At 44.8% G+C, this 15,940-nt stretch carries 12 protein-coding genes and 1 other RNA gene; 7 read left to right on the top strand and 6 right to left on the bottom strand.

The genetic code is table 11. The annotated features are described in order from the left end of the window. Nucleotides 1–97 precede the first annotated feature (97 nt). Together rpsA and AC06L3_RS05795 are read left to right on the top strand one after the other, a co-directional pair. Entirely contained in the window at nucleotides 98–1,888 is a 1,791-nt protein-coding gene (rpsA, locus tag AC06L3_RS05800) for a 30S ribosomal protein S1 (RefSeq protein ID WP_475669694.1), read from the top strand. Next, a complete protein-coding gene (locus AC06L3_RS05795; RefSeq protein WP_475669678.1) occupies nucleotides 1,888–2,832 on the top strand; it encodes a ribonuclease Z in 945 nt (314 codons plus the stop codon). The genes rpsA and AC06L3_RS05795 overlap by 1 nt, the downstream gene beginning before the upstream one ends. Here the strand turns inward: AC06L3_RS05795 and mltG are convergent. Further along, entirely contained in the window at nucleotides 2,818–3,894 is a 1,077-nt protein-coding gene (gene mltG / locus AC06L3_RS05790; protein ID WP_475669677.1) for an endolytic transglycosylase MltG, read from the bottom strand. The genes AC06L3_RS05795 and mltG overlap by 15 nt on opposite strands. A gap of 117 nt (nucleotides 3,895–4,011) precedes the next feature. Between mltG and AC06L3_RS05785 the strand changes: the two genes are divergently transcribed. Further along, a complete protein-coding gene (locus AC06L3_RS05785; RefSeq protein ID WP_475669676.1) occupies nucleotides 4,012–4,491 on the top strand; it encodes a cytidine deaminase in 480 nt (159 codons plus the stop codon). 31 nt (nucleotides 4,492–4,522) lie between these two features. Here the strand turns inward: AC06L3_RS05785 and ffs are convergent. Continuing rightward, nucleotides 4,523–4,621: signal recognition particle sRNA small type (gene ffs, locus AC06L3_RS05780), an RNA gene on the bottom strand. Nucleotides 4,622–4,651: 30 nt separating this feature from the next. Between ffs and mnmA the strand changes: the two genes are divergently transcribed. Then, nucleotides 4,652–5,902: a tRNA 2-thiouridine(34) synthase MnmA gene (gene mnmA / locus AC06L3_RS05775; protein WP_475669675.1), complete on the top strand. Its 1,251-nt coding sequence runs from the start codon at nucleotides 4,652–4,654 to the stop codon at nucleotides 5,900–5,902. Nucleotides 5,903–5,904: 2 nt separating this feature from the next. Here the strand turns inward: mnmA and AC06L3_RS05770 are convergent, their stop codons facing one another. Continuing rightward, nucleotides 5,905–10,524, bottom strand: a complete 4,620-nt coding sequence (locus AC06L3_RS05770) for a translocation/assembly module TamB domain-containing protein (RefSeq protein WP_475669674.1) — start codon at nucleotides 10,522–10,524, stop codon at nucleotides 5,905–5,907. Between the two features lie 93 nt (nucleotides 10,525–10,617). Here AC06L3_RS05770 and tsaD point away from each other — a divergent pair, with 93 nt between their 5' ends. From tsaD to AC06L3_RS05755, 3 genes are all read left to right on the top strand, one after another. Further along, nucleotides 10,618–11,643, top strand: coding sequence for a tRNA (adenosine(37)-N6)-threonylcarbamoyltransferase complex transferase subunit TsaD (tsaD, locus tag AC06L3_RS05765; RefSeq protein ID WP_475669673.1), 1,026 nt, complete (start codon nucleotides 10,618–10,620; stop codon nucleotides 11,641–11,643). 48 nt (nucleotides 11,644–11,691) lie between these two features. Next, nucleotides 11,692–13,263 (top strand): NAD(P)/FAD-dependent oxidoreductase, encoded by a 1,572-nt coding sequence (locus tag AC06L3_RS05760; RefSeq protein WP_475669672.1) that lies wholly within the window; start codon nucleotides 11,692–11,694, stop codon nucleotides 13,261–13,263. Nucleotides 13,264–13,417: 154 nt separating this feature from the next. Beyond that, complete coding sequence (locus AC06L3_RS05755) at nucleotides 13,418–13,990, top strand: FKBP-type peptidyl-prolyl cis-trans isomerase (RefSeq protein WP_475669671.1); 573 nt, start codon at nucleotides 13,418–13,420, stop codon at nucleotides 13,988–13,990. 73 nt (nucleotides 13,991–14,063) lie between these two features. On the opposite strand, the gene AC06L3_RS05750 is transcribed toward AC06L3_RS05755, so the two are convergent. From AC06L3_RS05750 to AC06L3_RS05740, 3 genes are read right to left on the bottom strand one after another with little or no spacing between them, the layout of a single operon-like run. After that, on the bottom strand, nucleotides 14,064–14,915 hold the full coding sequence (locus AC06L3_RS05750; RefSeq protein ID WP_475669670.1) for an MBL fold metallo-hydrolase: 852 nt from the start codon (nucleotides 14,913–14,915) through the stop codon (nucleotides 14,064–14,066). Continuing rightward, nucleotides 14,902–15,522: an ATPase gene (locus AC06L3_RS05745; protein ID WP_475669669.1), complete on the bottom strand. Its 621-nt coding sequence runs from the start codon at nucleotides 15,520–15,522 to the stop codon at nucleotides 14,902–14,904. The genes AC06L3_RS05750 and AC06L3_RS05745 overlap by 14 nt, the downstream gene beginning before the upstream one ends. Further along, nucleotides 15,519–15,806: a hypothetical protein gene (locus AC06L3_RS05740; RefSeq protein WP_475669668.1), complete on the bottom strand. Its 288-nt coding sequence runs from the start codon at nucleotides 15,804–15,806 to the stop codon at nucleotides 15,519–15,521. Before AC06L3_RS05740 ends, AC06L3_RS05745 begins: the two co-directional genes overlap by 4 nt. Nucleotides 15,807–15,940: the final 134 nt, after the last annotated feature.

Raw genomic sequence — 15,940 nt, 5'->3', positions numbered from 1 at the left:
TTAAAATTTTATTGAAATGAGTACAGAAAATCAAATTGAGGAGCAGGTTGCTCCAGTAGAATCAGCTGCTGAAGAGCTGGTTTTCGAAAAAAAGAAAATGAAAAGCAATGCTTCCATTGCTAATGACAAGTTCGATTGGGAAGCTTTTGAGTCTGATTCAACCGAAGGTTATTCAAAGGAGGAAGACGAGAAACTTTACGGTAACACACTGTCAAAGGTTATTGAGAACGAGGTTGTTGACGGAACAGTTGTAGCAATCACAAAGAGAGAGGTTCTCGTTAACATAGGTTACAAGTCAGAAGGCGTTATTTCAGTTAACGAATTCCGTTACAATCCTGAACTCGCAGTTGGAGACGTTGTTGAAGTTTTCGTGGAAAATGCAGAGGACAAGAAAGGTCAGCTCATTCTTTCACACAAGAAGGCACGTTCATTCCGTTCTTGGGACAGAGTAAACGAGGCATTCGAGAAAGACGAGATTGTAAAGGGTTATATCAAGTGCAGAACAAAGGGCGGTATGATTGTAGATGTATTTGGCATTGAGGCATTCCTCCCAGGTTCACAGATTGACGTAAAACCTATACGTGACTACGATATATTCGTAAACAAGACAATGGAGTTCAAGATTGTGAAGATAAATAACGAATACAGAAACGTTGTTGTTTCTCACAAGGCTCTCATCGAGGCCGAGCTTGAGGCTCAGAAGGCAGACATCATCGCCAAACTTCAGAAAGGTCAGATTTCAGAAGGTATCGTCAAGAACATCACTTCTTACGGCGTATTCGTTGACCTCGGCGGTGTTGACGGTCTCATCCACATCACAGATCTTTCATGGGGCAGAATCAACCATCCTGAGGAGGTTGTCAAACTTGATGACAAGATCAACGTTGTTATTCTTGACTTCGATGATTCAAAGAAGAGAATCGCTCTTGGTCTCAAGCAGCTTACTCCTCATCCATGGGATGCTCTCAATCCTGATCTCAAGATTGGTGATACAGTCAAGGGTAAGGTTGTTGTCATTGCAGACTACGGCGCATTCATTGAGATTCAGCCAGGCGTAGAAGGTCTCATCCACGTTTCAGAGATGAGCTGGTCTTCACACCTTCGCAGCGCTCAGGACTTCCTGAAGGTAGGCGACGAGGTAGAGGCTCAGATTCTTACACTTGACCGCGAGGAGCGCAAGATGTCTCTTGGTATCAAGCAGCTCAAAGAGGATCCTTGGGCATCTATCCTTGAGAAATACCCTGTTGGTTCAAAACATGCGGCAATCGTTCGCAACTTCACCAACTTCGGTGTATTCGTAGAGCTTGAGGAAGGTGTTGACGGTCTTGTTCACATTTCAGATCTTTCATGGACAAAGAAGGTTAAACATCCATCAGAGTTCACAGCAATCGGTGAGAAACTTGAGGTTGTTGTTCTTGAAATTGACCAGGAGAACAGAAGACTCAGTCTCGGTCACAAGCAGCTCGAGGAGAATCCTTGGGACGTTTACGAGGGCATCTTCAAGGTTGGCAGCATCCATGAGGGTACAATCACCAACATCAACGAGAAGGGTGCTACTGTAGTTCTCGAGTATGGTGTAGAGGGTTTCGCTCCTGCAAAGACTCTTGTAAAGGAAGACAACACCACTGCAAAGGTTGAGGAGAAGATTGACTTCAAGGTTATCGAGTTCAACAAGGGCAGCAAGAAGATCATCCTTTCTCACTCAAGAATAGCAGATGACAAGAAGAGAGAGGCTGAGGCCAAGGAGTACAAGGAGAGAAACGCAGAGGCTGATTCAATGCAGAAGGTTGTGAAGAAGATCAAGGCCAACATTGAGAAGACCACTCTCGGTGACATCAGCTCACTTGCAGCTCTCAAGGACGAGATGGAAAAATCAGCTAAGAACTAATGAATTTCAGCTTTACAACTCTGGGAACCGCTTCGGCGCTTCCCACTGTTGAAAGATATCCAAGCGCTCACATCCTCACGGTTCGTGAGCGCTTTTTCTTGATAGATTGCGGAGAGGGGACACAGATGCAGCTCAAGCGTGCAGGAATATCTTTCACCAGAATAGACAACATATTCATTTCCCACGTGCATGGAGACCATATCTTTGGTCTCCCCGGGCTTCTTTCAACCATGTCCCTTATGGGAAGGACTGCACCGGTTTTCATATATGCTCCTTCCGCTTTCAAGCCTTATCTTGATTTCTTCCTTTCATACCTTGGCGATGGCATAGCATTCCCTGTCAACTTCACCCCTGTATCCTGCAAGGAACCTCTGATGCTTGTAGAATTCAATAATGTTGAAATATTCGTTTTTCCGCTCAGACACAAGATAGAGACTTACGGTTACTTTTTCAGGGAGAAGGAACCGGCCTTGAACATACGCAAGGAAAAGATTGAAACATACAATCTGACATATTTTGAGATGGCCCGTCTGAAGGAGGGGCAGGATGTTGTGAGAGAAGACTGTGTCCTTGAAGTTGAGGAACTGACATACAAGCCATACGAGCCCAGATGCTTTGCATACTGCTCTGACACCATGCCTTTTGCTAAACTGGCGCCATGGCTACGTGAACTGAGTCAATACAGAAAACTCGATCTTCTTTACCACGAGGCCACATACGATGCTTCCGACAAGGAACTTGCAAAGAAACATTTCCATTCAACAGCTGTAGATGCTGCAAACTGTGCACTTAAGTGCAATGCAGGAAAACTGGTCCTTGGACATTATTCATCGAGGTACAGGAATACCGACAAAATTCTGGAAGACGCCAGAGCAATTTTCCCAGAAACTTATTGCGCAAAAGAGGGCAATGTCTTTGACATCCCGGTATCAAGACTTCTTTAACCTTTTTTCTCTTTCAAGTCTGCCCAGCGCCTGCCTGTAAGCTGCGGCGTTGCGGGAATGCTCGGACAATGTCCTGGCAAATCTGTGTGTCCCGTTGAATTCAGGATCGGCACAGAAATACAGATATGGCTCCTTGCTGTAATTCAGAACTGCGTCAATGGCCTTTATGCTTGGAATGCAAATTGGCCCTGGAGGAAGTCCCGGATACTTGTACGTATTGTAAGGTGAATCTGTAAGCAAATGTTCATTGAGTATTCTTGTGAGAGTGAAATCACCGATTGCGAACTTTATCGTTGGATCCGCCTGCAGCGGTATACCGCATTTCAGACGGTTCACATATACACCTGCTATCCGCTCATATTCCGGGGTATGATTGCTTTCCTGATTCACAATGGAGGCTATTGTAGCAATGTCCTTCCTGCTGAGGCCCATTTGAGCGGCTATGCTGTCTCTGCTTATTCCCTTGATGAAATCAGGCTCGCTTTTCCAGAACCTGTCCCATTCTTCGTGAAGCATTTGAATCAGTGATTCTGCGCTCTGGTCCCAATAGACCTGATAAGTGTTTGGAAGCACTTCATATATATTGCTTATATTGTCCGCCACTTCAAGTGAATCCGTCATGAGTTTCCATGAAATAATGCCGGCAAGCTCTCCTTTGGTGCGTATTGTACCTGCGATAGTAAGTTTCACAGGGCTTTGCCATCCGTTTTTCAGTGCTGCAAGCAGATAGTTGGTGCTCAAGCCTTTCTCAAAATAATAGTGCCCTGTGTGCAGATTGCTCTCTAGCCTGCGTTCCTGCGCCTTTCTTTTGAATGAATTCTTCCACTTGAGGTTTGGAACTATCCTGTCAATTACCTGATTGTACCCGCTTGTTCCGCTGATGTAAATCTCAACGTTTTCCTGTAGATTGGGACTTCGGTCTATCATCACTTCTGATAACTCATATAGCGCAAGTGCCAGTGCAATGGCTGATAATATTATGACAGTTATTGAACAGTCCTTCTCTTTCTTTTTCTGTGACCGCCAGCCGGATTTTGCCTTGTTATATATTTGTTTGAACATCTTTTATTCCTCTATGCAGGTTCTTATAGTGCAAAAGTAAGAAATTGCCATGCCATAATACCATTTAATTGTCATAAAAAGCGTATTTTTGTTATTGATTGTTTAATATTCGTTCAAATGGAAAAGAAACAGGTCGTTTGTGAATACAAAATCTACGATTCTATCATAGAACTACCGGAAGAGTACAGACAGGTTCTTGAAGCGGCTATTTCAGCAGCAGACAGTTCGTACTCACCATATTCCGGTTTCAGCGTAGGTGCGGCAATCAAACTCGGCAACGGTGTCATTGTCAAAGGTTCCAATCAGGAGAATGCTGCGTATCCATCCGGCTTATGCGCTGAAAGAACGGCAATGTTCTATGCTTCCGCAACATATCCCGGTGTCCCTATGCTGGTTCTTGCCATCGCTGCAAAAAAGAATGGAGAACTTACAAAGGAGATAACTTTCCCTTGCGGGTCCTGCAGGCAGGTCATGAAAGAGTTCCAGACAAGAGGAGGAAAGCCTATGGCGGTTATAATAGGCAGTGCCACAAAGGTTTTCGCAGTTGATTCCGCAGACGCACTCATGCCATTTGCATTTGACAATCTCAATGAATGATTCGATTGAGGATGGCTAAGGGGAAAAAAGAAAGGGTAAGCTACATATATCGCACCGCTACAACCACATACCCTTGCTGCCTTCCGGCCCTGGGGGAGTTCTGCAGGAGCTGGTCGTATATGACTTACCCGGGCACAAAGATATAACTTTTTATTTAATTATGGAATTTTCGTTCGATTATTTGATACAGAAGGCTGAAAAGCCGCTCAATATAGCTGTTGGATTGTCCGGAGGGGTGGATTCAAGTGTGGCCGCACTTCTGCTCAAACTGGCCGGTCACAACGTTATTGCCATATATATGCAGAACTGGCATGACATTACCGGAACACTTCACGGTGACTGCCAGTGGGAGGAGGAAAAGATTCTTGCGCAGATGGTTGCAAAGAAGATAGGCATTCCTTTTCATTTCGTTGACTTGAGTGAAACTTACAGGAAAAGGGTGGTGGACTATATGTTTTCAGAGTATGAGAAAGGACGCACTCCTAACCCCGATGTGCTTTGCAACCGCGAGATAAAGTTCGACGCCTTCCTCAAGTGTGCACTGGATCTTGGTGTTGACTATGTTGCCACTGGACATTACTGTAAGAAAGCCATCGCTGTAAATGAAGAAGGAAAGGAGGTTTACTCCCTGCTTGCCGGCGATGATTCCAACAAGGACCAGAGTTATTTCCTCTGCCAGCTCAATCAGGAGCAGCTCTCCAGGGCTTTGTTCCCGATAGGTCATCTTGAAAAGCCTATGGTAAGGAAGATTGCCAGGGAAGCAGGTCTTCAAAGTGCCGAGAAGAAGGATTCACAGGGAATATGTTTTGTTGGAAAGGTTGACCTGCCTGTTTTCCTGCAGCAGAAGCTCAAGTCAAAGGAAGGCGAGGTTGTAGAGATTTTTGCGAATAAGTTTCCATACAACAATTCTCACACAGCGATAGGATATTCAGACTCTTATTCCACAGACGAGTTGGAACAGCTTGCTAAGTCTGTAAGTTACAGGAAATCAAACGGAAAGGTGATAGGTAAGCATATCGGGGCGCAGTTCTATACGATAGGGCAGAGGCACGGATTGAACATAGGCGGACATCAGGGCTCCATTTTCATTATTTCAATTGATATTGAGAACAATATCATATACGTTGGCGAGGGCAAGGATCATCCGGGACTGTACAGAAAGGCCTTGCGAATACTTCCGGAGGAAATCCATTGGGTGAGGCCGGATCTTGAGATGAAGGACGGTGATTGCCGCAAATATCTGGTGAGGATACGGTACAGACAGCCTTTGCAGAAGGCAAGGTTGTTTAAACGTGCAGAGGGTATGTTCATTGTCTTTGAAAATGCGCAGCGCAGCATTACCCCGGGTCAGTTCGCTGTCTGGTACACCGCCGGTGGTGAATTGTGCGGAAGCGGTGTGATCAGCCGGTAGAACTATTCAATACTTGCTTTCTTCCTTGCGGCTTTCTTCTGTTCCTTTAGAAGCCTGCGGCGTTCCTTGTCGCGGATTTTCCTGAGTCTGGCCTGTTCCTTCTGCTCCTTTGTGCGCCTGGTGAAGAAATCGTGTCTGTTGTTGAACTCCTTCTGATAGCTGAAACCTATTCCTGTTCTCTGCTTGTTGTCAAGATAGTTGGAATATCTGTCGGCGGCATGTGAGAATAATGTGAGGCGTATCTTACCGTTTTCATCAAGCTTGACTTCAACGTCAATGTTTCCAATCACGTCACGGTCATCAGCCGCACGGTTGGTGTTGCCTATATTACCGTTGATAAGAATCCTGTTGTTGAACAAGGCAGTTGATACAGCAACGTCAAATATGTTCGTGCCTCTCTGGTCCGGCTGGTAATTCAGGCCAAGGTCCAGCGGAATGCCCAGCTGCTTGAGTATGCCGTTCAATTGATTGCTTACTATATCAGAAGCATTGGAATAGAGCAGGGTTGAATTGTTGGTGATTCCTGAACTTTCATCAGGTACGAAACCTCCTGATATCAGAAGTGCCGCAAACTGTTTCTGAACCTTGCCTTCAGTGTTCAGCGCACTTTCAACTCTCACTTTTGTTGCAGGATCAAGGTCGGGAATGTCAATCCTGACTTTGATGTTAGGATTGCTCAATGAGCCTCTGATGCCTATTCCGCAGTTCACGGGTCTTCTGCTCGCAATTCCTGTAGTATCTGAAATCAGTGTGTTTACAGCTGCCTTGGTATTGTATTCGGCTTCCAGGTCAAGATTTATGTCATTGACTCCGCCGTTGAAATTGATTCTTCCTCCCTGCTTCAATTTGAAGGTTCTGGATGCAATGGCCATGTTGTCAAACACGAACTTGTAGTCACCCTCGTTGATGGTATAGTTTCCAAGCAGGGTGAACTGGTCCTTGGATGGGTTCACATTGATATTGATTACACCATCTCCATTTCCGTGCAGAATGTCTCCTCTTTCCTTGTTGATTTCAATATACACATCGGCCAATTGGTTGGCGTTGGCCGTGAGGTTCACGCTTATGTTGGACTTTTCATTTCTTTTCTTCACCTCCACCGTATTGAAGAATATGTCATCGGAACTGTCATCGAATTCTTCCTTCCTGAATGTAAGAAGGTTGCTTGAAACGGCATTTGAACTGCTTGCCAGAGGAATGTGCAGAGATGAATGTGACGATGGCGTTACATTCAGATTGAGGTTTATATTATCCAGGGTTCCTGTTATGTCAATGTCCGCATTGGCAAAGATTCTTCCGTAATACTGAGGATTGTCAGACATTCCTGTATTAAGCCCGAGAATGTTTTCAAGCTTTATTCTGGCGTCAAGCTGAACGTTGCTGAACAGATTGTGCCTTGCTCCTCCATTTATCGTTCCTCTTCCACCCAAGCCATCGCTGATAGAGAGATTGTTGGCCTTAATCTCCTTTTCATTGATTGTTACAGGGCCATCTATTGTGTAACGTGCATTAGTGAAGTTGAACAGTCCGTTGAAACCGTTTATCCTGAAATTCCTGCTTTCAACCTTCAGGTTCTTTACCGGACCCTTGATGGAGATTTCTCCGCTTATGTTTCCTTTGATGTCCGAGAAAAGAGACGATATGAAAGGTTCTATCAATGAGGCTGAAAGTTCATGCATTCCACCACCGACATCCAGATAATTGTTTGCGGGGTCATAAGTACCTTTCATATTGAGCTTTGTATTTCTTTCAAGATGGTTGATAAGGCTCAGAGCATAAATGTTCTTGTCAGACAGATAGTTGCTGCTTATGTCAATCTTCCCTATAGGATATCTGTATATGGAGAGTGAATCTGCATGAATGTCCAGAAGCATTTCAGGTTCGCCGGATATATCCGAATATTCCGCCCTGCCTGAAACAAGGCCCTGGAAATCTATGGATCTTGTAAGTAATGAATTTAGAATGTTCAGATCAAACCTGTTCATCTCAACATAAAGTGAATCCCTTTTTTCGTCGGCACCTATCTTTTTACCAAGTACTCCTCCTGCATTTATGGACTGCGTATTGCTGGTTAAGGAAAATGAGTTCAGATATGAAGTACCGTCTTGTATCAACATTGAACAGTCACCGAAATTCCATCGTCCGCCCTTGAGAGTTATATATGAATCCTTGTTTATATTTATCTTTTTCCTTTCCCCTTCGAATGAAGCAATTGCATTTATGTATGCGCTATTGTTGCTTGTGGAATCGCTCCTGAACCGGAAGGTTGAATATATATGGTTCTCGTCCGCAATGAAATTTACGTTGGCTCTTTCCATTTTAAGTACAGGAGTATGAATTTCGCTGGTTATGACATTCAGACTGGTTTTATCGTCTTTGTTGTCCAGCTTTATCAAAGGATAATACAGAATATTGTGTCCATAGGAGATGCCTTTTCCATTGAAGCTTGCGGTGCAAAGACCGTCCCTATTTATTTCCGCGGAGAATCTGGCACCTTTCTCCATCCTGATTTCCGGACAGACGGTTGCAAAGAAGCTGCTTGTTTCGCCGAATTCCAGTGTCAGTGTGCCACTCATATCCTTTTTGATAAGAGAATCAATAGCAAGCTTTTCTCTTGTCTCCTTGATGCCTCCAATGTCAGGTATCTCACTGTACAGGTTCTTTGCAATAATTCCCTGAATGAATTCAACTATGTCAACATCGCCCTGATATCCGCCTTTTGCGAATGAGGAGTTAATGGAGGCTGTATATTTGTCTCCTACGGCGTTAGAATTCATTTCAATATCTCCCAGCCTGTGTGTTCCGTGCTCATTGACATAACGGGCTTTGCTTATGTTTATGTTTCCAAAGAGGAACCTGCCCGGCATTGCGCTGATTTCCGCATTCGTTGTGAATGATACAACGGCCATTGAATCCCTGTTTATAATATGAAGTTCAGCAAGGTTGGCGTATGGAACGGTCATATATGCCTTGTATTCATACATCTGTCCGTTGACAGTCCCGGATTTCAATGGGTTGAGTGCAAACACTCCCTGGCACATGAGATTCAGGTTGGGGTCGTGACAGATGATTCTTCCGTCAAAGCTGTTTCCGTTATAGAGACCGGCTGCCATTATGTCCGAATATGTGTAATCGCCCAATCCAAACTGTGACACGAATATGCTGTCTATGCCAATAAGCATTTTGTTCTGTGAATGCTTTACTATTTCCGTATTGAAATATGCCCTCGCATTGCATATGCCAAGCATTTTGCTTCCTGTAAACGCTTCAAGGTTCAGCCTGTCGGTAATAACCTTTCCTGATATGTCGTATTTGGGAGCACTTATAAGATTCTTTACAGCGATATCCGTGATAATATCTCCAAGCTCGGAACTGATTGTGCCTCCGGCAGTGAAATTGTCAAGTGGACCTTTCATGTATAGATTGGCCTTATACATTGTTCCCGGTGTCAGCCGTCCGATTGCAGAGAGCCCTTTGCTGTCAGAAAAATTGGAAAGCAATTCTGCAAAGCCTTCCGCAGTTATGCCGGTATTGGCAAGCTTTATATCAAACTCTGATTCTCTGATTTTCGGTAAGCCTTTTATCTCATACGAGAACTTCATGTCTACGTTGCCGTCGAGGCTCTCTATTGTCATATCCCTTCCTCTCATGTGTCTGACAGGTCCATCGGCTACACCGTACAATATATATGTTCCGGAGCAAAAAGGAAGGTTCGGGGAGAATTTTCTCAGTGTCCTCATACAGAATACCGTTTCGTTGAATTTTGCCTCAATGGAAACGGAATCCGTGAAAGTTGCAAGCGCATGGGCACTGTTATACCGGAGCCTGAAATAATCCATCTTCAACCTTGACCAGTTATCTGAAAGCAGCATGTCGTTGATGGCGGCAAGTTCCGAGTCCAATGTCAATTTCCCGCTCAGGCTCCGGCATTCAAAGCCGCTGGCTTCTCTGAATTTAACTCTCAGTATTCTTGCAGTAAGGACCTCATCCTCTAATCTTATATGTTTAATATCAACATCAATGTTGTTCAATCTCAAATCAGCCCAGTCTATCAGGGAATCCGCCGTAATCTGAGGTTTGAAAGGATTTTTCAGAGTGAATCTGAACCTGCTCAGCTTAAGTTTGGACAGCGCAAGGGCAAGGCCCGATTTTTCTTTTTCCTCCTTTGCTTTCTTTTCCATCTTGAAGATTCTTTCAAGATTGGTGCTTCTCAATTCTTCACTGTTCAGGTTGAAAACACCATTGTCCAGCTCAAGCCTGTTTGCTCCAAGCTTACCTTTCAATATGTCTCGTGTGGAAAGCGCTACTGACAATTTATGGCATGCCACAAGGGTGTCGCTCATATTCATTGCCTGCTGAATAGAATCGCACAATAAGGAGTCAGGGCAATGTGATACAATTGATATGTTCTTGACCACTATTCTGTTGGGCAAGACAAAATATATTCTTTCCAGATTAGCCTGTCCATCTATCTGGCTGTTTAGTTCGTTTATAACTCTCCGGCAGATTCTGTTCTGTATTAAGGGGAGCTGGATCAGAACGGAAGCAATGAGCATAAGCAGCATTGCGCCGAGCACAATTGCTGTGATTACTTTAGCCGCTTCCTCAATGATATGTTTCAATTTGGTACCCAAGATGCTCAACTTATCCTGTACATCTTACAAAATTACTTTTTTTCTGCTTATTTTTGCAAAATAAATGGATTGAAAACTATTATGAGTATATATATTCTTGGCATTGAATCATCCTGTGACGATACTTCAGCTGCCGTAATCAAGGATGAATATCTTCTAAGCAACACAATGGCCAGTCAGGAGGTTCACAGAATCTACGGAGGAGTAATTCCTGAACTCGCATCCCGTGCCCACCAGATAAACATTCTCCCTTGTGTTGACGGGGCTCTTAAAGCGGCCGGAATTACAATGGACCGGATAGATGCAATTGCTTTCACCCGTGGCCCGGGTCTGCTTGGCTCCCTTCTTGTTGGAACATCATTTGCCAAAGGACTTGCCCTTTCCTGTAACAAGCCACTGGTTGAAGTCAACCATCTTCAAGGACATATTCTTTCCCATTTCATCAAGCAGGAAGGCAAGGAGAACAGACATCCGTCATTTCCTTTCCTGGCTCTTCTTGTTTCAGGAGGCCACACACAGATAGTCAAGGTCACCGATTATCTCAATTTTGAAATTCTCGGACATACAATTGATGATGCTGTAGGAGAGGCATTTGACAAATGTGCAAAAATGCTTGAATTGGGCTATCCGGGCGGCCCTGTTATTGACAAGCTTGCCCATCAGGGTAATCCTCACAGATTCGCATTCGCCAAACCTCACATGCCGGCTCTTGACTACAGCTTCAGCGGCATCAAGACTTCCCTGCTGTATTTCCTGCGTGATCAGTTGAAGGATAATCCCGATTTTGTTCAGCAGAACAAGGAGGACATTTGCGCATCTTTCCAGCGCGCTCTCATAGACATTCTTCTTGACAAACTTGTAAAGGCAGTACGTCAGACAGGAATCAAGGAAATCTGCATTGGAGGCGGTGTTTCAGCTAACTCCGAACTACGTGAACGCATAGCTGCCGAAGGTATCAAACGTGGATGGAACACATACATTCCGGAATTCAAGTTTACAACCGACAATGCAGCAATGATAGCCATCAGCGGCCTTTTCAAATACAAGGCTGGCTTCAGAACCTCACTTGATGCTGCACCTATCTCCCGTGCCGCTGACATGCATTGACATTTTTCCACAGCGATAGTAAAACAATAAATTCCTCAGATTCGAAAAATGCGCGAAATTGAACTTGGCATTCCCGCTTCAAAGGAAGTCAACGAGGCTTTCCTTGCGCAGCGCGCCTCAAAGATCATAGGCATCAAGCCTTCAGAAATAAAGGAGATCAAGATACTCAAACGTTCTCTTGACGCCCGCGGCCCAAAGATACTTTACCGCTATCGTTTTCAGGTGGGGCTTGATGGAGAGGAACCTGTGGAACATTTCAGGAATGCAGAGCTGCAGGATGTGAAGGATCCATCGCAGTGCGTGATAATAGTGGGAATGGGACCTGCAGGTCTGTATGCTGCAATGACTCTACTGGAAAAAGGTATCAAACCAATCATCCTGGAAAGAGGCAAGGATGTTCATTCGAGGGCTGTTGATATGGCTCTGCTCAGCACAAGCGGCGTTGTGAATGAAGATTCCAACTACTGTTTCGGTGAAGGCGGCGCAGGAACATTCTCAGACGGCAAGCTCTTCACACGTTCAACAAAGAAAGGAGATATCAGGCGCATCCTGTACAGATTCGTTGAATTCGGGGCATCCGAATCCATCCTAATTGACGCTCATCCACATATAGGTTCCGACAAGCTGCCGCGAATAATAGAGAACATGCGCAAAGCCATCATAGCACATGGCGGTGAGGTACATTTCGAACACAGGGTTACAGATATTATCAAAGGAGAAGGCAACTGGAGCGTGAAGGTTGATGTGCTCAGCACAGGTGACACAAAGGTCTTCACGGCACCTTATCTTATTCTTGCGCAGGGGCACAGCTCATCTGACATATACAATATGTTCTATGACAAGGGCTGGGACATTGAGGCAAAAGGCTTTGCACTGGGTGTGCGGGCCGAACATCCTCAGTCGCTTATCAATGACATACAGTACAAAGGCAGATTCAATCCAACACTGCCGCCTGCGGAATATCAGCTTGTAACTCAGGCAAACGGCAGGGGAGTGTTCTCCTTCTGCATGTGCCCCGGCGGTATTCTGGTACCTTCCGCTACCAAACCCGGTACACAGGTTCTTAACGGTATGTCAAACTCACGAAGAAATTCCCCTTGGGCGAATTCCGGAATAGTTGTTTCAATAGAACCTGGCGATATCCCTTCATACAATAACTACGGACCTCTGCAGTTGCTTAAGTTCCAGGAAGACGTTGAAAAATCAATGTTCGATGTTTCCAATTCAATAAAGGCTCCTGCGCAGAGGCTTATGGATTTCGTGAACGGAAAGATTTCAAGGGACCTGCCAAAGAGTTCCTATCATCCGGGATGCGTGAGCGCTCCTTTGCACAAAATCCTCCCGGAGCACGTTTCATCAAGAATGCGCAGGGCGTTCAAGGATTTCAATAACAAGATGCGCGGTTATGCCACAAACGAGGCGCTCCTTCTTGGAGTGGAGTCAAGAACCTCCTCACCTGTAAGGATTCCACGCAATCCGGAAACAATGGAGCACGTTTCCCTGTCAGGACTTTATCCTTGCGGAGAAGGGGCGGGGTATTCCGGCGGTATAGTTTCTTCCGCTCTTGACGGTGTAGCGGTTGCCGAGAGGATAGCTCTCAAGGCTCATTTTTACGCTTGATTGCGGCAGTCACTTCATCTGAAAAACTTTGCCTTTCCTTGGCAAAGCTTTTTCATATTCCAGTGCCTGCCGCTACATTCGAAATATATAATTTGCCTCATAATCAATTTTAGCGTATTTTTGCATAATCCATTTGAAAATTAGCAATAAAAACATGAAAATTGAGCTTAACAAGGTAGTGTCACTTTCATATACCCTGGAAGTTGATGGCGATATCATTGAAACAGTAACTGCTGAAAGGCCAATGCAGTTCATTTTTGGAACCGGTTATCTTCTCCCTAAATTCGAGGAGAACATAAAGAACAAGACAGTAGGTGATACATTCGAGTTCACTCTCTGCGCAAAGGATGCATACGGTGAGGTTGTTCCTGATGCTATTGTTGAACTTCCTAAATCCATATTTGAGGTTGACGGCAAGATTCAGGAGGACGTCCTCAAGGTAGGCAATGTACTTCCTATGCAGGATTCAGAGGGTAACAGACTCAACGGAGCCATTGATGAGGTAAAGAAAGATACAGTTGTAATGAACTTCAATCATCCTCTCGCAGGCGAGTCACTGCATTTTGCAGGCAAGGTTGAAGCAATACGTGAGGCAACATCCGAGGAGCTTGCAAACGGACTCTTCGGTGAAAGATCAAGTCAGTGTGGTGGAGGTTGCGGAAGCTGCGGCGGCTGTGGCGGTGGAGACTGCAGCAGCGGTGACTGCGGATGCGGCGGCTGCAACTGATATATGACTTTAAAGAAAGACAGGACCGACCAAAAAGAATTCTGGCCGGTCCTTTTTAGTTATATACCAAGTGTTAAAATTCAATCACTTGACCGTCATAGCCGGCTTCAATGCTTATGCCATGAAGTGATTGCAGGTATGATGTGAGCTGTGCGTGTGTGCCTATCTGGTGGGAGAGGTGTGTCAGGATGTTTCGCTTTGCACCAATCCTTCTGAAAATATCTATCGCCTGTGGAAGGGAAAGATGGGAGATATGCTCTGTGTAGCGTATGCAGTTCAGGAATGCCACGCTGGCTCCTTCAAGCTTGATGAACTCCTCCTCCGGAATTGTCTTGGCATCGGTGATATACACCAGATTGCCTATTCTGAAGCCCAGGATGGGTAGCTTGTAATGATATACCCTTATGGGTGTGATTTCCAGTGAGATTTCAGTGTCCTGAGCGGCTGTTTCACCATTTGGCAGGACCTTTCCTGCCTTTATTGTCTTGTGCAGGGTGAAGGGTCTGCTGCCTATCAGATGAATGTCGAATTCAGGCACACCGGGATATTTTTCCTTTGCAAATGCGTATGAGTATTCAAGCTTCAGACCTTCAAGCACCCTTGGCTCCGCGAATATGCTGAACGGCTTCTTTGTGAAATAATTCAGCGAACGTACATCGTCCAGGCCGCCTGTATGGTCCTTGTGCTGATGTGTCAGAAGCACGCAGTCGAATTCCTTGAGATTGTTGTTGAGAACCTGCTGCCTGAAATCCGGGCCGCAGTCAATGAGTATGTTGAAACCTGCATATTGAACGTATGCTGAACATCTCAGCCTGCTGTCCCTGGGGTCCTTTGACCTGCACACTTCACAGTCGCAGCCAATCATAGGTACACCGGACGATGTTCCTGTTCCCAGCAATGTTATCTTTCCTTTATTCATTTTCATTTCTGTCTTTTACACAGTTCTTAATACCTGTTGACCAGATTGGAAGCTCTTTTATATAAAGTTTATGTAAGCGGCCGTCCGCTATCCTGAACATTAATCTTGCCGGCATATTCTCCGCCGAATTATCGTATATGTACATCCTGTCCACAATCCTGGCTATGCGTGCACAGTTTTCTATGGATTTTGCATACCGGCTCACGATTTTGTCAATGGGCACTGTGTGACCGCCTGCCATATATCGCCCGGCTATTCTGGCAGCATTGATTTTCGGGGAGGAAGTGGAAACGAAGAACACCCTTATGAAGTACCCTAGCTCTTTAGCCTTTCTTATGAAATCAACTTTTTCTTCCGCCGACAGAACTGTTTCAAATACGAAATCTTCTCCTTTTTCCAGAAGAGAGTATCGCAATTCAGTTGCATATTTTGCCGCTTTCATCACAGCTTCATTCGAATTCCAGTCACCATATCTGTCCTTGGCTACATCATCGGGATTTATATAAATGCAATCCTCGCCCCACTCATGCCGAAGAAGCTGTCTGGTGATTGTTGTCTTCCCTGAACCGTTCGGGCCGGCAATTATTATCAGGACTGGTTTTCTATCGTTCATATATTTTTCCGGTTGAATTGAAAGCTTTCAAAATACAGCTTTTCCGCTTTCTCATTTTCCAATACGGCGTTACGTGCAGCATCTTCCATAACGTGGGCCAATTCAGCATCGGTAGGTTCGCGTTTCATGCTGAAACGGTATGGCTTGCAGTATTCTTCCGATTTTTCAGCTTCCTGCGCAAGTAATTGTTCTATGAACTTCTTAAGGTTGGTCCCCTGAGACATTGCCTTTTGTGAAAGGATGGAGAATACCTCTTCTGGAATATCAATAAGCTTCCGTTTCATATATATATTATTTTTACAAAATTACTAATTATATATATCCTTTCAAAGAGTATTTTCAAATTTCAAGCAACGACAAAAATTGAAGAGTTTTCACTATTTTTGCGATTAACTTGATGAGTAGTTTCATAACCATA

The organism is Candidatus Egerieousia sp. (assembly GCF_056211015.1).
The sequence above is the reverse complement of the archived record's forward strand: the minus strand, read 5'-3'. Positions and strand labels throughout refer to the sequence as shown.